This window comes from Bacteroides sp. OM05-10AA (assembly GCF_003439055.1).
GTDB lineage: Bacteria > Bacteroidota > Bacteroidia > Bacteroidales > Bacteroidaceae > Bacteroides > Bacteroides intestinigallinarum.
Genome location: NZ_QSUR01000051.1, coordinates 1 through 20,235 on the forward strand (window position 1 = coordinate 1; position 20,235 = coordinate 20,235).

The window sequence follows — 20,235 nt, forward strand, 5'->3', positions numbered from 1 at the left end:
GGGACTTACACCCGTTAGATAATGCTCATGCCGAGCGTACAAAGAATGCACAGATTACCGATCTATCGATCAATAATCTGTGCATCTACTAATTAAAGGCTTGCTTTAATACAAAGTTCAGTCCAATTATGCAGCCGGGTCCGGTGCTTCCCCTTTGCCATCATCGCCCGAATCAGGGTTACCCCCATTATTCCCCCCATTACTACTTCCGTCCGTATAATCCGTTTCAATTTCCGCACGGCGGGTAATATTCATATCTTCCAGCGTATTTTTGAAGATTTTTCCCGGATAGAATAAGATCTTTCTCTGAACGATCGACTTGGATGAGACCTCCTTTTCGTCATCCGTACTCTTAGCACGGATAGTAGGAGTGAAGATACCAAACTCACCCATCTGCACGCTCTTTCCATCATCAATATCCTCCGCCATCTTATCCACCAGACCACTGACGACCAAATCTACCACCTTACGATGGACACCACAAAGCTCACTTACTTTCCGACACATCTTTGCAAAATTCACCTTACCGGAACGAACCGATTTTGCCACATACTTTTCGTTTTTGTCCTTGTCAAAACCGAACACTCTTTTTGTTACTACGTACTCTAAACCCATAATTGTTAAAGTTTAATTGGTTAAAAAAATAAAGGTTATCTGTTTGTCATTCTCTTTGTTTGAATGACTCTGCAAAGGTATATCAACCGTAAAACGTCCGGTCCCCTTTTGTCTCCTTTATGTCTCCTTTCATCGTTTGGAATCAATTATTATCGGAAGAGAATATTGCTAGTTACCAACAGGATATATCAAAGAATTATTTTTTTCATAAAATGCGTATTTTCCATGTTCAACACTCTAACTTATCAATGGATAGCCATTGAAATTCTAACAGCTAAAAGCCTTCCTGTAACTTTTACATTGAATGTCTACAAACAAAGAAGGCTGCAACCTCATCACAGATTGCAGCCTGACCTTTTTATAAAGTAACCTATAGTCTAACTCTCATAGAAATCTCACGCAAAGATATCGCTCCGCAGAATATAACCGATAACATCTCCCTTACGTACGGTAGCGCCTTGTTGTGCACATATTTCCACCACACGTCCGGTAAATCCGGTCAGAATCTTTTCATATTCTCCCCATGGAGTAGAAAGGTAGCAAAAGACTTCGTCATGCTGATATTTACGTCCGATGAATGGCGCAATGGATGGTCCCTCTACGGAAACTTCCCAAAGTACCTGCCCGTTGTCGGGAGCAATAACCGGATCCGCCTTGGCACGTTTCAATTTCTTGATATCTTCCTCGGAATAACCACTCTTTGCCATGGATGCATCCTCAGCATGTTGTAATTCATCCTCAAAACGTTTCTTGGCAACACCGGACTTATAATCGCGATACTGACGATCGTGCATAGCCAGTTCAAAAAGTTCTTCGTCATCCTCTCCATACTCCCAGCCATTCTCATCCATTTCCTTGCGATAATCATCCAAAGCATCCGGATAATTCAACTGCGGATCAGTATCGACAAACTCATATCCTTTAGACTTCGCCAATTCTATAATCTCCGGAGCAAGCGTACCCGGCAGACGTCCACTCTTACCCAGAATCATATCCCAGGTATGGTTGTCTATCATTGTCCAGCGCTCTTCCCCTTTTACCAATTGCATAAGATTCATCAATGCAACATTCTTCACATACTGACTGAAAGGAGTCACCAAAGGAGGATAACCCAACTTAGGCCACACATATTCCACTTCGTCGAAAAGCATTACCAGCAGATCGTCAAGACTAAGTTCAGGTTCGTTCTTACTCCGTAATATCATATTGATACCGGAATGTACCCCTTTCAAATCTGCCATCATAGAACCCATCATGCCACCTGGCAAACCACATTTCAATAAAAGCGAAGACATATATTTGTTGGTAGGATCCATGAAGTAACCCAAAAAGTCATCTATGAATTCCTGCGTCATCGCACGAGCCTTCATATATGCTTTCATATTAATATCCGGAACCTGAAAACCTAAATCTTTCAACATTGCCTGTACCGAGATCACGTCCGGATGCACTTTACCCCAAGACATGGGCTCCATAGCCACATCAATAATATCCGCACCATTCTCGCAAACCTCGAGGATAGATGCCATAGATAATCCCGGTCCGCTATGACCATGATATTGTATCAATACATCCGGATGTTTTTCCTTGATAGTCCTGACCAGTTGCCCCAACACACCGGGACGACCGATACCTGCCATATCTTTCAAACATATTTCAGGCGCACCGGCCTCAATCAGTTGATCGGCAATTCGGGCATAATACTCAACGGTATGCACCGGAGAATACGTGATGCAAAGAGTCGCCTGCGGAATCATACCCGCTTCCAAAGCATATTTAATGGAGGGAATTATGTTTCTCGTCTCATTCAGTCCACAGAAGATACGGGTGATATCCACCCCTTGTGCATGCTTGACTTTATACATCAATTTACGCACATCTGCCGGAACGGGATACATACGCAATGCATTCAAACCACGATCGAGCATATGCGTTTGAATGCCCGCTTCTCTAAAAGGTGCGGTAAAAGCACGGACGGCTTTATTAGGATTTTCGCCGTACAATAGATTCACTTGCTCAAAAGCACCTCCATTCGTTTCAACTCTTGTAAAACAGCCCATCTCAACAATCAATGGGGCTATACGTACAAGCTGGTCAACCCGAGGTTGATACTTACCGGAAGATTGCCACATATCCCGATAAACAAGACTGAATTTGATTTCCTTTTTCATCATAGCCAATAATAAGTGATTTTTTCTTTGGTTAACTTCACATATACAAATATAAAGGTTTGTTTTGACATATAGTCAAAAACAACCTTTAAAAAATGGGTAAATAGAGATATTTTACATCATAATGAAAGCAAACAACGTCTAAACTCTTCCAACTATAATAAATAACAAATCAAATTGTCTAATGTTCAGATATATCCCCTTAAGAATCCAAAGGCTTCACGAAGTTTATTCATACTAAGGTTTGCACGAATGCAAATCGCTTTTCAAAGTCATCATTCGGCATAAAAAGGGTAAGATAACCATCAGGCATAATCCATCTATCACGAAGTTTATCATATTCAAAAGTACTATTGCAATAATTAATATAAGATGTTACATTAGTGGAGTCATTAAGATAAAGAATAGATTTATTACAGATATCATTTTCAAAAACACAAACTAAGACAGCATTGTCCACTACAACCTCAATGCCTTTACTTGCTTCCTCTTTAAACAAGTATTCATATATACACATCTCTTTTTTAAAAAACAATCTTTGAATGCGGCTACTTGTATTAGTGAGCACGCTTCTTCCCACATACAGCAAATTTTCAAAGTGTGAATGCAATTTAAGAGTATCCATTTCATCATTTTTTTATTGTTATTACTTTGCTAAATATTTTATGACTGATCTCTCTCATTTAAGATTCTTGATTTGCCAGACATAATTTATTCTCCAAAGTAACATATTCACATTCATATACTCACAATCATATATGATTGTATGATAAGTTTCAATTAAAATAAAGAATTACAAGAAGAAACATCTACCCATTCAAGGTTACACAAATAAAGATGAAATGAGACTGTCTTTAATAATGTAGTGATTATTAACCAAACACACAAAGATTGCGTATATTTCTCATTTCAGTACACCGAAAAAAGTTTATCTTTTCTGTATAAACGACTTTTGAGTTTCTAATAAATTCTCAAGGAGTTTATTAGAAACGGTATCCAAGTTTATTAAAAACCCGAATGTAGCTTTCAGAAGGGGATACATTGAATTTATGCAACAAAAAAGGCTGCAAATCCTATAAAAGGTTGCAGCCTCAAGCTTTTTATCGGGTCGTCTATACCCTAATCCTCATAAGGATCTCCTAGATGTTTTGTTATAATCTTATACTGTTTCATCGTCAGATAACGATGATTATACGGCATATAACCGGTCGGTACAAGTTCTTTGGTCAACGGGTTACAGTCTTTAATCCATCGGCTTAGACAACGCACTGCATTTTTACTGGTCGTACATCCGGGGAAGTACAATGCAGCTAATACAGCAAAAGATAAGATTCGTCTCATTTCGTTTTTAAAGTTTTAATTTGTCGTTTCATTGTTCCTTTCGTTATACAAATATACAACATCAAAAAGCGTTTGTCAAGTCTTTTGGGATTTTGCCGTTAATATAAAGGATTATTCATCCATACAAAGCTAATTATCAATTAATTAAGCTATCATTTTATTTTTTCAATATTTGACATTAAAATTATTGCAAAGCACTTAAAATAAAGCAATATCTTTCCTTTAAAAGGAACACCCCATTGGTTTTAAAGGAACGATGCCTTGGTTTTAAACCAACGGGGCGTTCCTTTTAAACCAAGAAAACACTTATATTCAGACCTTATTTTCTAATTTTCCTAGAAGCTGCAATAGTATTCAGGAAGACTTACTTTCCTCCCCATTACTTACCCCAAAAGCATTCTACTTTAGCCATTAAGAGTGTATCGTGTACGATAACAGTGAAAATCAGTGAAAGAATTTAAAAGAGAAACAAATACAACAGAATTATTTGGAGGTTAGTTTGCAAAGACATACATTTGTCATGTGATTTTTTTCATAGTATTAGATTTAAGGTTAACAAAGGTTGGAGCAAGGCGTTGCTCCTTTTTTTATATCCATATATGAGGTTAGTTTATACGAGTTAATTCAATAACTGATACATTCCTCCTGCCAATACACGAACTACCCCTTTCATTTCCAGTTCAAAAAGAATTGCATTTATCTTATGTACGGGAATATCTGCTTCTACTACCAGAGAATTAATCTGTAAATTCCCCTGTTTCTCCAGGATAGAGACAATCTTCTGTTCTTCTTCGGACAAGTCGAGAAAAAGACTACGTTGCACATTTACTTTCTCGGAAGAAGTTGCCGGTATATTCCATCCCATTGCCTGTACAAGATCTTCAGCCGATAATAGTAAGGAAGCCTTATTATCTCTAATCAACCGATTACATCCCTTTGAATATTCATCATTTATCCGGCCGGGAAAAGCAAAGCAATCGCGATGATAGCTTTCAGCAAGTTCAGCAGTGATTAATGAGCCTCCTTTTTCTGCCGATTCAATGACAACCGTAGCATCACACATACCTGCGACAATGCGGTTACGACTGACGAAATTATGTTTGTCGGGATTCGTACCGGACAGAAATTCGGTCAATAGTCCTCCTTTTTCGAGCATATCAATGGCTGTTTTTCGATGGACATAAGGATAAATGCGATCCAGACCGTGAGCAAGAACACCTACCGTAGGCAGGTCATTGACCAGCGCTTCACGATGTGCATGGATATCGATTCCATAAGCAAGCCCACTGACTACCAACACATCAGGACAAAGTGTTTTCAGATCGCGTAAGAAAGAGGCGCAAATCCGGGTACCATAATCAGTGGCATTACGGGTGCCTACCATATTTATTATATGCAGGGAATTCAAATCGGTATTTCCTTTAAAGAAAAGGACGATAGGAGCATCTTCACATTCCCGCAAACGGGAAGGATAAGCCTCGTCATGGAAAGTCAGGCAGGAAATCCGGTTCTTCCTGATAAATTCATATTCCTGTTCAGCACGAATCACAGCTTGCGGACAATCCAATGCGTCTACCACCCGTTGACTCACTTCAGGAATACGTTCCGGTATTTCTTTACGCAGACGGAAGACATCAACAGCATTATTCATTCCGTCTATCAGATGTTTCGCCCCTATGTGCCCGATACCGGGCACCATTGTCAGGGCGATACTATAAATCTGTTCTTCCTCGGAACTGTTCATTTCAGGTAAGGGGCAAAGACGCTATCGAATAATTCGCTGTCACTCAAACGTCCGTTTACCACACATACCGTTTCAACAGTGGATTTCACTACTACTTTATTATCACTCTTACGGAAAATATCCTGATAGAATACATATTTGATACCTTCCTTCTTCATATAAAGTTTAGAGACAAACTCGTCTCCGCTTTTCAACGGCGTTTTGAATGCCATATTAATGCGTGCCACTACCGGATCGACTCCCTGTTCGTGGAGTGCAGCAAAACTGATGCCTACCGACGTCAGAAACTCATGGCGGGTATGTTCCAGATAATGCTGATAGTTCGCATTATTAACAATCCCTTGAAGGTCGCACTCGTAATCACGCACCTTCATTTCCAATTCATAAATATAGTTCATCAGTTAAAAATTGAAGATTAAAAATTAAAAGTTGAGAAATAGCAGTTAGCCTCTCTTTTGCTCAATATCGAGTCCTTTGAACTTCTTCAGTTCTTCGGTTGATACCAGTTTATACAGCTTGTCACTGGGGCGTATCTTATCTGATTTCATGGAGAAGTGCTGGCCTTTCTTCACAGTCTGCACGGATTCCAAGTCAACACGGGCTTCTTCCAAAGTCATGAATAGAGCACCTGTGGTCGGTCCGGTAATGAGAAGTTTATCGCCTACGCTAACTTCCGCAGCCTCTACCAGAAATTCGGAAACTCCAATGTTAGAGAAGTATTTGATACCTTTACCTACATATATCTTACGTTCCGTAGCTGCCGAACCATAGTTTCTGGTCCATTCGCCTAAACGTTGTCCCAAATAATAGCCATCCCAAAAGCCGCGGTTGAATACTGTTTTCAGACGTTCGTCCCAAGCTGCAATCTTTTCATCGGTAAATGTTCCTTCCAGATAAGCTTTGATAGCCTCTTTGTAACATTCTACCACTGTACGCACATATTCAGGTCCACGGGCACGGCCTTCAATTTTGAATACACGCACACCGGCATCCAACATCTTATTCATAAAGTGGATGGTCTTCAAATCTTTCGGTGACATGATATATTCGTTATCAATATCCAGTTCCACATCCGTCTCTTTGTCACGGACTGTATAGGAACGGCGACACACCTGCATACAAGCGCCGCGATTGGCAGAATGGTTCATCTCATGCAAAGAGAGGTAACATTTACCCGATACAGCCATACAAAGCGCACCGTGACAGAACATCTCAATGCGAATCTGTTCACCGCTCGGACCACAAATATGTTCTTCCTGAATCTGGCGATAGATTTCGGCTACCTGCTCCAGATTCAACTCACGGGCCAATACTACCACATCTGCAAATTGTGCGTAGAATTTTAAAGCCTCTGCATTGGAGATGTTCAGTTGAGTGGAAAGGTGTACCTCCTGCCCTATCTGACGGGCATAGTTCATCACCGCCACATCGGCTGCAATCACCGCAGAGATTCCGGCTTCCTTGGCTGCATCGACAATGGTATGCATCAATGGAATATCTTTATCATAGATAATCGTGTTGACCGTCAAGTAACTTTTCATCCCGTGTTCATCACACGTACGGGCGATCTCCCGCAAATCATCAATCGTAAACGTATTGGCCGAACGGGCACGCATGTTCAGGTTTTCTATACCGAAATAGATAGAATCGGCACCTGCCTGAATAGCCGCAGCAAGAGATTCGCGCGAACCGACAGGAGCCATTATTTCAAAATCTTTCAAACTAAGACTCATAGAATATATACTTATTTGTATCAGTTAAGCAAATGAATGCGTACAAAGGTAGGCTTTTTTCCGTATTTTTGCAGCGAAAACAAGAAGTTACTTCAATCATAAACAGTAAATATCAGATTCATATATGAAGATAGGCCAAATAGATTTGGGTAAATATCCCATCTTACTTGCTCCGATGGAGGATGTGACCGATCCGGCTTTCCGCCTGATGTGCAAGAGGTTCGGAGCAGATATGGTATACACCGAATTTGTGTCGAGCGATGCGCTGATTCGCGCTGTCAGCAAGACTGCGCAGAAACTAAGTATCAGTGATGCCGAACGTCCCGTTGCCATCCAGATATACGGGAAAGATACGGAAACGATGGTGGAAGCTGCCAAGATTGTGGAACAGGCACAACCTGATATTCTGGATATCAATTTCGGATGCCCGGTAAAAAGAGTAGCCGGAAAAGGAGCAGGAGCAGGTATGTTACAGAATATCCCCAAGATGCTGGAGATCACCCGTGCGGTAGTAGATGCGGTGAAAATCCCCGTAACGGTCAAGACCCGCCTGGGATGGGATGCTAACAACAAAGTAATTGTAGAGCTAGCAGAACAGCTACAGGATTGTGGTATTGCTGCACTGACTATACATGGCCGCACCCGTGCACAAATGTATACCGGAGAAGCAGACTGGACATTAATAGGCGAAGTGAAGAATAATCCACGGATGCATATTCCTATTATCGGTAATGGTGACGTGACGACGCCTGAACGCTGCAAAGAGTGTTTTGACCGTTATGGAGTAGATGCTGTCATGATTGGTCGTGCCAGCTTTGGTCGTCCATGGATATTCAAAGAAGTGAAACACTATCTGGAGACTGGTGAAGAATTACCACCGCTAAGTTTCGACTGGTGCATGGAAGTGCTTCGCCAGGAAGTGGTCGACAGCGTAAATCTACTTGATGAGCGCAGAGGTATTCTGCACGTACGTCGTCATCTGGCTGCGAGCCCATTATTCAAAGGAATCCCTAATTTCCGTAATACGCGTATTGCCATGTTACGGGCAGAAACAAAGGAAGAGCTTTTCCGCATATTTGAAGAAATCACTTCCCAACGTAAAGAGAATCCGGAAGTTTAATCTACTATAGATCATAATCTTCATCCGCAAACTCTGATTCCTGCGGATGGAGATTACCTGTTTCAAAATACAGAAGTATATTCCAATTTTCTACTTAAACATCGGTTGTGCAAACCACTTCTTAAACATCCAGGTCACAACCACATACAATAGGAATGCAGAGAAAAACCCTACAATGGCATCAATCACATAATGTGCCTGAATATATACGGTAGCCCCGCAAAGCAACATATAGAAAGGTATCAGACAAGCAAACAATTTCTTGCTGCCACGCCATGCCATAATCATCAAAATAGTAGAAATACCGACGTGTGAACTGGGGAATGCTGCCGTAGGACGTTCGCCTACCTGCTGTGAGCCTTCCACTAAGCTATAAAAGAATCCATGCTGATAACCCGGTCCGGGAAGTAATTCCTGATTATGATTGAAATAGTCACCGATAGCAGGGAAAATACCTTTAGATACATTATCAATCCCGATGGCAGGGAAATAGAATTGAGGCCCCGCGACAGGAACGAATATATAAATCAGATAATAGATAAAGAAGGAAGTGACGAGAACAAAAGACATCTTTTCGAACCACTCAAACTTATAAATGAAATAAAACAATGCCACAATCAGCATCATCGGATAATAAAAGAAATATCCCATATTAAATGCTTCACTGACGATAAGGTGCGGAAACGTATGGCAAAACCAGATAGCAGGCTGACCATTGAAAATAAACTCCTCGGCAGTTGCAAATACATGGTCTAAATTCGGAAAGAAACGATTGAACTCGAAAGTATCCGGATACCAGTAAGACAATAGACTCATCTGGATAACAATGCGCACAAACGCTGAAAACTTACAGGGGGCAAGACGATAAAGATACATCAACAAAAAGGTCATCGCCGCGATCATAGCCCTATCCAGCAACATGTGCCATGGATGATCCATTCGCTGAAACAGGAATAGAATCAATATGGAAGTCAACAGATTATAAATCAGTGTAATCTTTTCCACAGCAAACAACCCTTTCCGGGTTTCTATGCGCTTAAATAAGTCTAAAGCCATCCTTCATTTTTATACCAGGCAATGGTTTCACGAACTCCCTTTTCCAAATCATATTCGGGTACATACCCAAGTTCTTTCATTACCGGGGATATGTCGCATTGCCAGTTGCGTTGTTTCATTATCTTATATTTATCCGAATTCAGGGTACTGCTCCTCCCGGAACGTGTAGCAATGAATTCAGCGAACAAAGATATAACTTTTAGCACAATTAATGGACATTTCAAGTGAAGAACAAACGGATTGCCCAATTCTTTTTGTATCAGATCCGAAAAGGCACGACTTTTATAGATTTTCCCATCTGTCAGGAAATACGCCTTTTGAACCACTTTTTTCTCCATTCCCAGAAAAATCGCCTGCACAATGTCCTTCACATAAACAAAAGTCAAGTCCTGGCGTCGAAAACCGACCGAAAAGTCTACATGCTTCTGAATGGACTTGGCCATCAGGAAATAGTCTGACTCACGGGGACCATAGACTCCCGTAGGACGATAAATGACATAAGGAAAACCGGGAATACTCTGAATATATAATTCCGCTTTCAATTTACTCAATCCATAAGCCGTATTAGGCATCGGAGTATCTTCTCCGCTTATCGGAGTATAATCCTTCTCACGTACAGGTCCGAATACACTCAACGTGCTAATATATATAAACTGCTTCGGAACCATATTCAATTCCTTCAGCGTGTCTATAAAATATTTAGTCTGAAGATAATTCACATAATCAAAGGTCTTTTTATCAGAACACTTTGTCACACCGGCGCAATGGATGATATAATCAAATTTGCTGTAAGTACCTTTATGCCCGGAGAGTTGGGCGCGAAGCTCATTGGGATGTGCAAAGTCCAGTTCCAGAAAGTGAATTTTCCGGTTCTTTAAATACCGCTTGCTACTCGTGGGGCGAATTCCGGCCCACACACCAAACTTTCGTTTCAACGCTTCCTCCACGATGAAACTTCCTATAAAACCACTTGCACCTGTAATTAAAACACTCTCCATTATTACTTCCCTGGTTCTACATGAATATTGATTCAAAAAATATGATGCCACAAAGATACGATAAATATAAAATAAAAGCCATTTTGCTTTTCTCAATTATTATTTGTTTATTTGCAACGCGATTTATTTACTATTCAACACTTTTAAAGCACGTGGAAGATAAGGCCGATTTTGATTTTCTTTTTAAAGAGTACTATCCTCAACTTTATTATTACGCATTTCATTTGATTAATAATATGGAGGCTAGCAAAGATATCGTCAGCGACGCCTTCGAATTTATTTGGGCCAATTATGCTAAAATAGATAAAGCCACAGCTAAATCTTATCTATATGTCTACGTTCGCAACAAAAGCATTGATTTCCTGCGGCATCAGAATACACACGAACAATACGTACAAATCTATTCCGAACTGACCAAAAGTTATGTTGAGACGGAGTATCAGGAGCAGGATGAAAGAATGATACATATCAGTAAGGCGATGGAAAAACTGACTCCACATACCAGGCATATTTTAGAAGAATGTTATATTCAACGCAAAAAATATCAGGAAGTGGCAGAGGAATTAAATATTAGTGTCAGTGCAGTCAGGAAGCATATTGTGAAAGCATTACAGGTGATACGTGAAGAATGTGCAAAAAAATCATAAAGCAGGTGTCTTTATTTTATGATTAAACGTAATATAAATAAGTATGATACAGTCGAACAGTGATGAATAAAGATATTGACAATATAGATAGTACAGATAAATCTGTAGAGAAGGCACTCGACATTATGGAGAGCTCTTCAGAAATAAACGTCGAACAACTGCAGGAAATGCTTAAAGATGAAGAAACCCTGCAGGCTTGTCGCGACATCATGGATAGCAGCCTCTTCCTACAACAAAAAAGTGGAATGGAACTACCCAATATAGAGATGGAGCTAGAACGATTCAAGAAAAAACAATACACGGCAAGAATGCGTTCCAACTTCTGGAAAGTAAGTATGGGAATAGCCGCCATGATTGCCGTTCTATTTGGAACTTACTATCTTATCAATACCCTGACGACCCCTGCCCTGAAACCAATCACAGTATTTACTGCTGATGCTGCCCCTCAACATATCACTCTGCAAAAAGATAACGGAGAAAAGATTGTATTAGACGAACCGCAATCAAACAATCAAACCTTACCACAGAAAATGATCTCAAAGTCCGAAAAGAAAGAATTGGATTACAGGCAAGTCATTTCAACGACCACTCAAACACATGTACTCACTGTTCCACGCGGTGAAAGTTTCAAGGTAGTGTTATGTGACGGCACGGAGGTCTGGCTCAATGCCAATAGTAACTTTGTCTATCCAACGGCCTTTATTGGCGACGAACGTATCGTCACTTTAGAAGGTGAGGCTTATTTTAAAGTGGCCAAAGATCCGGAGCGACCTTTTATCGTAAAAACCAAAACTGTACAAACCCGCGTTCTCGGTACTGAATTTAATATACGCAGCTATACTCCTGAAGATACTCATGTAGTGCTTATTAATGGAAAAGTAGAAGTCAGCAATACCAAAGGAGGATCATATACCAGACTATATCCGGGAGAAGATGCACATCTGCAATCTGATGGCAACTTTATCCTGGCAGAAGTAGATCTAGACTCCTATGTTTATTGGAAAGACGGCTATTTCTACTTTGACAATGTCACATTGAAAGATATTATGCAAAATTTGGGACGTTGGTACAATGTAAACATAGAGTTCAGAAACAAAGAAGCGATGGAGTATAAAATGCACTTTATATCCGATCGTACCAAAGACCTGGAACATACGATCTCATTACTTAATAGAATGAAAAAAGTGACAGTCACCTTGCAAGGCAATACGCTTACTGTAGACTAGATTTTTATTGCATAAGTATAACTAATCTATGCAAAATACAACAAAATATCACTTTTATTAAAAAATAAATCGCAAAAGGGGTATCCATTTTTTCTTCTCATACGCACTAGTTATATAAACATGTTCAAATAGTGTTATTAAAGACAAACGTATGAGAAATAATTGGAACCTACTTATTGTGTGTTTTCTATGCGTATTATGTTTCCGACCCTACCAAGTAAATGCTCAGGTGCAATCGCAAAAGAAAATCACGATTGAAATTAGCAACGAACGGTTGCCGTCCGTACTAAAACGTTTAGAAAAACTATCCGGATATAAGATCCTGTTTACGTATGACGATGTCAAGAAATTCACCGTTTCTGGCTCCGTCAAGGATAAGAGTATAGAGCAGACTCTCGATATAATCTTAGCCAATAAGCCACTGGAATATCATATTGAAGACCAATTTATCACAATTACTATCAAAGGTCCTTCCAAACAGGCGAAAGTATTCAATGTGAAAGGAGTGGTTATTTCCGGTGATGACGGACAGCCGCTCATTGGTGCAACCGTTGTCATCAAAGGAAGTAAGTCCGGTGTATTAACGGATATAGATGGAAAATTCTCGATAGAAAATGTATCCAATAAATCCCTGTTACAATTTTCCTATATAGGAATGAAACCGCAAGACCTGACTCCTGCTCCAAATATGAATGTTACATTAATGCCTGATGTACAAACATTATCTGAAGTAGTAGTAACAGGTATGCAGAAAATGGACAAACGTCTGTTTACAGGAGCAACCAAACAATTGTCCGCAGATGAGGTCAAACTAGATGGTTTGCCTGATATCAGCCGGGGACTTGAAGGACGTGCCGCAGGCGTATCTGTACAAAATGTTTCCGGCACATTTGGTACCGCCCCAAAAATCCGGGTACGTGGTGCTACATCTATTTTCGGTAGTTCAAAGCCACTATGGGTGGTAGATGGAGTCATCATGGAAGATGCTATCGACGTAGGTCCGGATGACTTATCCTCAGGAGATGCCGAAACATTGATTAGTTCAGCTATTGCCGGATTGAATTCAGATGATATTGAAAGCTTTCAAATATTGAAAGACGGATCAGCAACCTCTATCTACGGTGCGCGAGCCATGGCAGGGGTTATTGTAGTAACCACCAAAAAGGGAAAAGCCGGTGTCAGCAAAATCAGCTATACCGGTGAATTTACAACTCGTATGATTCCCAGTTATAAAGAATTCAATATCATGAATTCACAGGAACAAATGGGAATCTATAAAGAAATGGAACAAAAAGGATGGCTCAACAATAGCGATACTTACCGTGCAAAAGATAGCGGAGTGTATGGACGTATGTATCAGTTAATCAATCAATACAATCCGGTTACAGGACAATTCGGACTTGCCAACACTCCGGAAGCACGTAACGCTTACCTGCGTGAAGCGGAAATGAGAAATACCGACTGGTTTGATACTTTATTTTCCAACAATATCACACAAAATCATTCTGTCAGTATCACTTCCGGAACAGAAAAATCTTCATTCTATGCTTCATTAAGTGCCATGTCAGACCCGGGGTGGTACAAGCAAAGTGAAGTAAAACGCTATACAGCTAATTTAAATACAACATATAATATATATAAGAATTTATCTATAAATTTAATATCCAGTGCTTCCTACCGTAAGCAGAAAGCGCCCGGAACACTGAGTTCTGAAGTGAATGCAGCTAGTGGAGAAGTCACCCGTCAATTTGACATCAATCCATATTCGTATGCACTAAACACATCACGCGCATTGGATCCGGCAGTCAACTATACAGCTAACTACGCACCATTCAATATCCTTCATGAATTAGATAACAATTATATGGACTTAAACGTAGTTGACGTTAAATTCCAAGGAGAAGTAAAATGGAAAGCACTTCCAGAATTAGAGCTTAGCGCATTAGGAGCAGTCAGATATCAAGCTTCTTCGCAAGAACATAATATTAAAGACCACTCGAATCAGGCAACAGCATATCGCACAGGAATGGATGACGCCACTATTCGTGACAACAATAATTTACTCTACACCAACCCCGACAATCCTTATGCTTTACCCATCAGCATACTGCCGGAAGGCGGTATTTACCAGCGTAAGGACTATCGCATGCTGGGAGTAGACTTTCGTGCCACAGCATCCTGGAATCATTTATTTGCAGAAAAGCATATAACCAATCTTTTCGCTGGTATGGAGGTGAATGATTTAAAACGCATGCAGAATTATTTTCAAGGATGGGGAATGCAATATACAATGGGCGAAATTCCATCGTACGTATATGAATTTTTCAAGAAAGGTATTGAGTCCGGTGAAAATTATTATGGATTAAACCATACCACAACAAGGAGTGTAGCAGGTTTTGCCAATGCAACCTATTCGTATGATGGCCGTTATACAGTAAACGGAACATTCCGCTATGAAGGCACCAACCGCATGGGAAAAAGCCGTTCTTCCCGCTGGTTACCTACATGGAATATTTCAGGAGCATGGAATGTACATGAAGAAAATTTCTTCGAAACACTCAGCTCCGTGCTGTCACATTTGACATTCAAAGCATCCTACTCTTTAACTGCCGACAGAGGTCCGGAATATGTAACAAATTCACATGCCATAATCACCAGCTATTCACCATTTCGCCCTTTCACCAGCGGACAGGAAACCGGACTTTATGTATCCGACCCCGAAAATAGCGAATTGACTTACGAAAAGAAGCATGAATTAAACATCGGTGCTGATATGGGATTCTTAGACAACCGGATCAATTTCTCAATCGACTGGTATAAACGCAACAACTATGACCTGATTGGTATAACTCCGACACAAGGAGTAGGTGGTTCTATTTATAAATATGCCAATATAGCCTCCATGAAGTCACATGGTATTGAATTCACCATCTCAAGCAAGAATATCCAATCGAAAGACTTCTCATGGAATACAGATTTCATCTTTTCCAAAGCAAAAAATGAAGTGACCGAGCTTAACGCCCGTTCCAGCGTGATGGATCTGGTTTCAGGCTATGGTTTTGCGCGTCAGGGCTACCCGGTGCGTGGTTTGTTCTCTATCCCATTTGTCGGCCTAAGTTCAAATGGTATCCCAATGTATAATATCAATGGAAAAATAACCAGTACTGATATTGATTTCCAAACACGTGACAATATAGACTATCTAAAATATGAAGGTCCCACTGATCCTACTATAACAGGTAGCTTTGGTAATATCTTCACCTATAAAGCATTCAAGCTAAATGTATTTATCACCTATTCATTTGGTAATGTAGTACGTTTAAATCCGTGCTTCAATTATCAATACAGTGACTTATCCTCTATGCCCCGTGAATTCAAAAATCGCTGGACAGTTCCGGGTGATGAGAGGCATACCAATATCCCTGCCATCATTTCCAAACGTCAATATGAAGATAATAAAGATTTGATGTATGCATATAATGCCTATAATTACTCTACAGAACGAATTGCCAAAGGAGACTTTATTCGTATGAAGGAGATTTCCTTGTCCTATGATTTTCCAAAATCATGGATTACATCAGCAAAGATATCCAATTTATCTTTGAAACTTCAGGCTACCAATTTATTCCTAATCTACGCAGATAAGAAGCTAAACGGACAGGACCCGGAATTCTTCAATACCGGTGGAGTTGCCTCCCCTGTACCCCGTCAGTTCACATTAACTCTTAGATTAGGATTTTAACCATTCAGATAATTATAAAAATGATGAAATATAAAAATGTATTATATACAGCAGTCATTTCAACCTTATGCCTGGGAATAACCTCCTGTAGTGATTTTTTGGATGAAATGCCGGACAACCGAACTGAACTAACTACCGAAGAGAGCATTACCAAAGTATTGGTATCTGCATACCCAATGACCACCAACTGTCATATAGGCGAATTCTACAGTGACAACATTGATGAAAATAGTAAAGCATACAGCTATCTTTTCCGGTTAAACGAGCACTTGTATCGCTGGCAGCAAACCACTGAAGAGAATCAAGACTCACCTCATGCCTTATGGAATGATTGTTATAACTCGATTGCATCGGCCAACCAAGCCCTGGCAGCCATCGAGCAAATGGGAAACCCTCAATCATTGTCAGCACAAAGAGGTGAAGCTCTAATATGTCGCGCATACAATCATTTCGTACTAGCTACCACATTCTGCAAAGCGTATGGTACAAATGCAGATAAAGACCTAGGTATACCTTACATAAAGGAACCGGAAACATCTGTAAATCCACAATACTCACGCGGAACTGTTGCTGAAGTCTACCAAAATATCGCAGCCGATTTAGAAGAAGGATTGCCTCTAATCGACGACAATATTTACTCACGAGTGAAATATCATTTTAATAAAAAGGCTGCCTATGCATTTGCTGCCCGCTTTTATCTATATTACACACAGCCGGATTTTTCTAACTGCCAGAAGGTTATCAATTATGCCAATATAGTACTCGGCACGAATGCTTCCCAATATTTACGTGACTGGGCTGCATTAGGAGCTTTATCTCCCAACAAGAACATACAGCCGAACGCTTATGTAGATGCAGATAATCGGGCAAATCTACTGGTAATATCAGCAGCTTCATATTGGCCATTGGTTTCCGATCCGGGTTATGCCAACTGTGAAAGATACTGCATGAATAATATTACTGCCTCGGAAAGTTGTAAATCCGAAGGTCCATGGGGAGACCAGTCAAGCTACCACCAAATCCCATTTGCGCCTGGTGGCTCTATCAAGAACGGATTCCGCCGTTTAGTCATCTATCAGCAGTTCACATCAGGCAACAGCTGGGTCGGTTATATGCTGTATCCTGCTTTCACTACCGATGAAGCATTACTTTGCCGGGCTGAAGCTTACACATTACTAAAACGTTACGACGAAGCTGCAGCCGATATAGACGCCTGGCAGAAAGCCTTTACGAAAAATACACAAACCTTGTCCAAAGAGACAATCAATGATTTTTATGCTCAATTAAAATATTACACACCGGAAGCCCCGACGGTAAAAAAGGAATTGCATCCGGATTTTGTAATAGAAAAAGGAATGCAAGAGAATCTGATACACTGTATTCTACATGCGAGACGCCTGTTAACTTTAGAAGAGGGACTTAGATGGCAAGATATAAAGCGCTATGGCATTGTAATCTACCGCCGCTATTATGAAGGTTATACCTTGGTGAATATCACCGACAAGATGGACACGAATGACCCCAGACGTGCAATTCAGCTACCGGCCAGTGTCATTACGGCAGGTATGCAACCAAATCCAAGAAATGACTAACTAACTTAAGGAGGGAAAAATATGAAGAAATACATCATATATAGTTTAATCATAACATTAACCTGCGGACTGGGAGCTTGCAACAACGACGAGGACGTGGACAAAGCAAACAGCATCTTCTCTACAGAAGAAGTAGAACGCAGCCCATTCGACAACTGGATATTGGGTAATTACACCCATCCGTACAACATTGCATTGAAATATCGCATGGAAGATAACGAGAGCGATATGACACATGTATTAGCTCCTGCCGACTATAAAAAATCCGTAGTACTGGCTAAAATTATCAAACATGTATGGCTGGAAGCATACGATGAAGCGACCGGTAATCCGGACTTCTTACGTCAATACATCCCCAAGACCATTCACTTTATCGGCTCTCCTGCCTATGAAGACAATGGCACCATGGTATTGGGAACGGCAGAAGGTGGTATGAAAATTACATTATACAATGTAAATGACATCAATCCTGATAAAATAGATATCAATCTGCTAAACGAATACTATTTCCAAACAATGCATCATGAGTTCGCCCACATCCTGCATCAAACCAAAAACTATGATCCGGCATTTGATCGTATCACAGAAAATGCCTATATCGGCAGCGACTGGTATATGGTGGGAGCTAACCGCAATGCATGGCAACAAGGATTTGTCACTTCCTACGCAATGAGTGAATCACGTGAAGATTTTGTTGAAAACATTGCGGTGTACGTCACAAATACAGAAGACTACTGGAATAATATGCTACAAAATGCCGGTAAAAGCGGTCGTGCACTTATCAAACAGAAATTCGAAATAGTCTATAGTTACATGGAACAAACCTGGGGAATCAATCTGGACGAATTACGCGACATCGTTCTACGCCGCCAAGATGATATAGCAAACGGCAATGTAGACTTAAGTATTATTGAATAAACTATGAAAATTATGAAGAAATATCTATCAATATACACACTTCTGGCATTGACTTGCATTGTATTACAATCTTGTCTTTTCTCTGAAGAAGAAATATTCGACGAATCATCTGCCAACAGAGCTACAGCCGATGTAATAAAATGTCAGGAGATTCTTAAAGATGTTCCGAACGGATGGAAACTGGAATATTACATAGGAAGCAACTATTCTGCAGGTGCAGTCACCCTACTAATGAAATTTGATGGAAAACAGGTAGAAATGGCGTCGGAAGCAGGAGCAGAAGGTTACAAGCCGGGTACCATAATAACCTCCCTGTATCAAGTTAAATCGGAACAAAGCACTATGCTCACTTTCGACTCATACAACCAGCTGATCCACATGTTTTCAGGTCCTTTAGGCCTGAACATGAACGTGGGAGGAGATTATGAGTTTATTATCATGAGCGCAACTCCCGACAAGGTGATTCTGCAAGGAAAAAAATACAAGAATATAATGGAAATGACACCTATGCCTAAAGATATACCATGGCGCATTCAAATTGAAGATATCATTAACATTGAAAAAGATGCTTTTCTGAATACATACCGTATGGAGAAAGGTGGACAAGTGCTGAACTACTTCATACGCGACAATGGCACAATGGCTACATTCTCCGCTTACAACACCGATTATAGCAGTGCAGAAAGTTTACCCTATATTTATACAGAAAAAGGGCTGAAGTTACAGTCTCCATATAATGTCAACGGAGTTGAAGTCCAGCACTTCAAATGGGATAAAAAGTCCAGGCTATTTGTTTGTACCGATGCAGATGCAACGGATATTGTATTAAAAGAGTATTATCCCGAAAACTATCTGCAATATGAAGACTATATCGGTACCTACACTGCAACGATTGACGATTACGATGAAGGTCCAACTTCACAATCTGTAACCATCACTCCTAAAGTCAGAGGAGAAAGTTATACTCTGAAAAGTATTGGCGGATTCAACTTCACTCTTCTGTATGACAAAGCCAGCGGAAAACTGATCTTAGATTCACAAAGTATAAGTCCGGTTTCTTCATCGTCTTACTACTTTGCGTGTGCGGCAGGTGTAGAAGGATATGCTCACACAGAATTAAGTTTGCCTTCACGCTTACGCAGCGGATTAGTAAATGTTACGGTGAAAACCAATCCTTTCACTTTCTACTTCGCGGATAAAGCAAGCCAAGAAAATACGTCATTGATAATCTGGGCTTATTCATCCGATGAATATTCAACTTCAGGACTAATGGGTTACTGGAGTTGGTATAACTCAATCTTAATGGAAAAAGAAAACGAAGGTAATTAATAC

Annotated in this window: 16 protein-coding genes; 7 read left to right on the top strand and 9 right to left on the bottom strand. The window is 40.3% G+C overall.

Annotated elements, in window-relative coordinates; genetic code table 11:
- Nucleotides 1-126: 126 nt before the first annotated feature.
- The 7 genes from DXB58_RS25160 to DXB58_RS25190 form a co-directional block, all read right to left on the bottom strand.
- The gene (locus tag DXB58_RS25160) at nucleotides 127-615 is read right to left on the bottom strand and encodes an HU family DNA-binding protein (protein ID WP_117610495.1); all 489 of its coding nucleotides are present in this window, start codon (nucleotides 613-615) and stop codon (nucleotides 127-129) included.
- 395 nt (nucleotides 616-1,010) lie between these two features.
- Nucleotides 1,011-2,786: an oxaloacetate decarboxylase gene (locus DXB58_RS25165; RefSeq protein WP_122138651.1), complete on the bottom strand. Its 1,776-nt coding sequence runs from the start codon at nucleotides 2,784-2,786 to the stop codon at nucleotides 1,011-1,013.
- A 232-nt stretch (nucleotides 2,787-3,018) separates the two neighbouring features.
- On the bottom strand, nucleotides 3,019-3,411 hold the full coding sequence (locus tag DXB58_RS25170) for a hypothetical protein (protein ID WP_122138647.1): 393 nt from the start codon (nucleotides 3,409-3,411) through the stop codon (nucleotides 3,019-3,021).
- A gap of 494 nt (nucleotides 3,412-3,905) precedes the next feature.
- Nucleotides 3,906-4,127, bottom strand: a complete 222-nt coding sequence (locus tag DXB58_RS25175; RefSeq protein WP_004324036.1) for a DUF4248 domain-containing protein — start codon at nucleotides 4,125-4,127, stop codon at nucleotides 3,906-3,908.
- A 619-nt stretch (nucleotides 4,128-4,746) separates the two neighbouring features.
- Nucleotides 4,747-5,871 (bottom strand): DNA-processing protein DprA, encoded by a 1,125-nt coding sequence (dprA, locus tag DXB58_RS25180; RefSeq protein ID WP_199488016.1) that lies wholly within the window; start codon nucleotides 5,869-5,871, stop codon nucleotides 4,747-4,749.
- Nucleotides 5,868-6,269 (bottom strand): thioesterase family protein, encoded by a 402-nt coding sequence (locus tag DXB58_RS25185; protein ID WP_004302689.1) that lies wholly within the window; start codon nucleotides 6,267-6,269, stop codon nucleotides 5,868-5,870. Before DXB58_RS25185 ends, dprA begins: the two co-directional genes overlap by 4 nt.
- A gap of 45 nt (nucleotides 6,270-6,314) precedes the next feature.
- On the bottom strand, nucleotides 6,315-7,604 hold the full coding sequence (locus DXB58_RS25190; RefSeq protein ID WP_004302691.1) for a peptidase U32 family protein: 1,290 nt from the start codon (nucleotides 7,602-7,604) through the stop codon (nucleotides 6,315-6,317).
- A 124-nt stretch (nucleotides 7,605-7,728) separates the two neighbouring features.
- Here DXB58_RS25190 and dusB point away from each other — a divergent pair, with 124 nt between their 5' ends.
- A complete protein-coding gene (dusB, locus tag DXB58_RS25195; RefSeq protein WP_122138648.1) occupies nucleotides 7,729-8,724 on the top strand; it encodes a tRNA dihydrouridine synthase DusB in 996 nt (331 codons plus the stop codon).
- Between the two features lie 90 nt (nucleotides 8,725-8,814).
- Here the strand turns inward: dusB and DXB58_RS25200 are convergent, their stop codons facing one another.
- Nucleotides 8,815-9,780: a phosphatase PAP2 family protein gene (locus DXB58_RS25200; RefSeq protein ID WP_008775279.1), complete on the bottom strand. Its 966-nt coding sequence runs from the start codon at nucleotides 9,778-9,780 to the stop codon at nucleotides 8,815-8,817.
- A complete protein-coding gene (locus DXB58_RS25205; RefSeq protein WP_004322948.1) occupies nucleotides 9,771-10,778 on the bottom strand; it encodes an NAD(P)-dependent oxidoreductase in 1,008 nt (335 codons plus the stop codon). Before DXB58_RS25205 ends, DXB58_RS25200 begins: the two co-directional genes overlap by 10 nt.
- 44 nt (nucleotides 10,779-10,822) lie before the next feature.
- On the opposite strand from DXB58_RS25205, the gene DXB58_RS25210 reads away from it, so the two are divergent.
- From DXB58_RS25210 to DXB58_RS25235, 6 genes are all read left to right on the top strand, one after another.
- Entirely contained in the window at nucleotides 10,823-11,425 is a 603-nt protein-coding gene (locus DXB58_RS25210; protein ID WP_083793650.1) for an RNA polymerase sigma-70 factor, read from the top strand.
- A 62-nt stretch (nucleotides 11,426-11,487) separates the two neighbouring features.
- The gene (locus tag DXB58_RS25215; RefSeq protein ID WP_117512459.1) at nucleotides 11,488-12,651 is read left to right on the top strand and encodes a FecR family protein; all 1,164 of its coding nucleotides are present in this window, start codon (nucleotides 11,488-11,490) and stop codon (nucleotides 12,649-12,651) included.
- Nucleotides 12,652-12,802: 151 nt separating this feature from the next.
- Nucleotides 12,803-16,393 (top strand): SusC/RagA family TonB-linked outer membrane protein, encoded by a 3,591-nt coding sequence (locus DXB58_RS25220; protein WP_182281600.1) that lies wholly within the window; start codon nucleotides 12,803-12,805, stop codon nucleotides 16,391-16,393.
- 23 nt (nucleotides 16,394-16,416) lie between these two features.
- On the top strand, nucleotides 16,417-17,985 hold the full coding sequence (locus DXB58_RS25225; RefSeq protein ID WP_004302706.1) for a RagB/SusD family nutrient uptake outer membrane protein: 1,569 nt from the start codon (nucleotides 16,417-16,419) through the stop codon (nucleotides 17,983-17,985).
- Nucleotides 17,986-18,006: 21 nt separating this feature from the next.
- Nucleotides 18,007-18,903 carry a putative zinc-binding metallopeptidase gene (locus DXB58_RS25230; RefSeq protein ID WP_117512457.1) on the top strand — a complete coding sequence of 299 codons (897 nt, stop codon included), beginning with the start codon at nucleotides 18,007-18,009 and terminating at the stop codon, nucleotides 18,901-18,903.
- A 12-nt stretch (nucleotides 18,904-18,915) separates the two neighbouring features.
- A complete protein-coding gene (locus DXB58_RS25235; protein WP_120080682.1) occupies nucleotides 18,916-20,232 on the top strand; it encodes a DUF4302 domain-containing protein in 1,317 nt (438 codons plus the stop codon).
- Nucleotides 20,233-20,235: the final 3 nt, after the last annotated feature.

Coding starts and splice junctions, on each gene's coding strand:
- DXB58_RS25225 (WP_004302706.1), top strand. CDS start 16,417: ATGAAATATAAAAATGTATTATATACAGCAGTCATTTCAACCTTATGC.
- DXB58_RS25200 (WP_008775279.1), bottom strand. CDS start 9,780: ATGGCTTTAGACTTATTTAAGCGCATAGAAACCCGGAAAGGGTTGTTT.
- DXB58_RS25230 (WP_117512457.1), top strand. CDS start 18,007: ATGAAGAAATACATCATATATAGTTTAATCATAACATTAACCTGCGGA.
- DXB58_RS25175 (WP_004324036.1), bottom strand. CDS start 4,127: ATGAGACGAATCTTATCTTTTGCTGTATTAGCTGCATTGTACTTCCCC.
- dprA (WP_199488016.1), bottom strand. CDS start 5,871: ATGAACAGTTCCGAGGAAGAACAGATTTATAGTATCGCCCTGACAATG.
- DXB58_RS25170 (WP_122138647.1), bottom strand. CDS start 3,411: ATGGATACTCTTAAATTGCATTCACACTTTGAAAATTTGCTGTATGTG.
- DXB58_RS25160 (WP_117610495.1), bottom strand. CDS start 615: ATGGGTTTAGAGTACGTAGTAACAAAAAGAGTGTTCGGTTTTGACAAG.
- DXB58_RS25220 (WP_182281600.1), top strand. CDS start 12,803: ATGAGAAATAATTGGAACCTACTTATTGTGTGTTTTCTATGCGTATTA.
- DXB58_RS25215 (WP_117512459.1), top strand. CDS start 11,488: ATGAATAAAGATATTGACAATATAGATAGTACAGATAAATCTGTAGAG.
- DXB58_RS25165 (WP_122138651.1), bottom strand. CDS start 2,786: ATGAAAAAGGAAATCAAATTCAGTCTTGTTTATCGGGATATGTGGCAA.
- dusB (WP_122138648.1), top strand. CDS start 7,729: ATGAAGATAGGCCAAATAGATTTGGGTAAATATCCCATCTTACTTGCT.
- DXB58_RS25205 (WP_004322948.1), bottom strand. CDS start 10,778: ATGGAGAGTGTTTTAATTACAGGTGCAAGTGGTTTTATAGGAAGTTTC.
- DXB58_RS25235 (WP_120080682.1), top strand. CDS start 18,916: ATGAAGAAATATCTATCAATATACACACTTCTGGCATTGACTTGCATT.
- DXB58_RS25185 (WP_004302689.1), bottom strand. CDS start 6,269: ATGAACTATATTTATGAATTGGAAATGAAGGTGCGTGATTACGAGTGC.
- DXB58_RS25210 (WP_083793650.1), top strand. CDS start 10,823: ATGCCACAAAGATACGATAAATATAAAATAAAAGCCATTTTGCTTTTC.
- DXB58_RS25190 (WP_004302691.1), bottom strand. CDS start 7,604: ATGAGTCTTAGTTTGAAAGATTTTGAAATAATGGCTCCTGTCGGTTCG.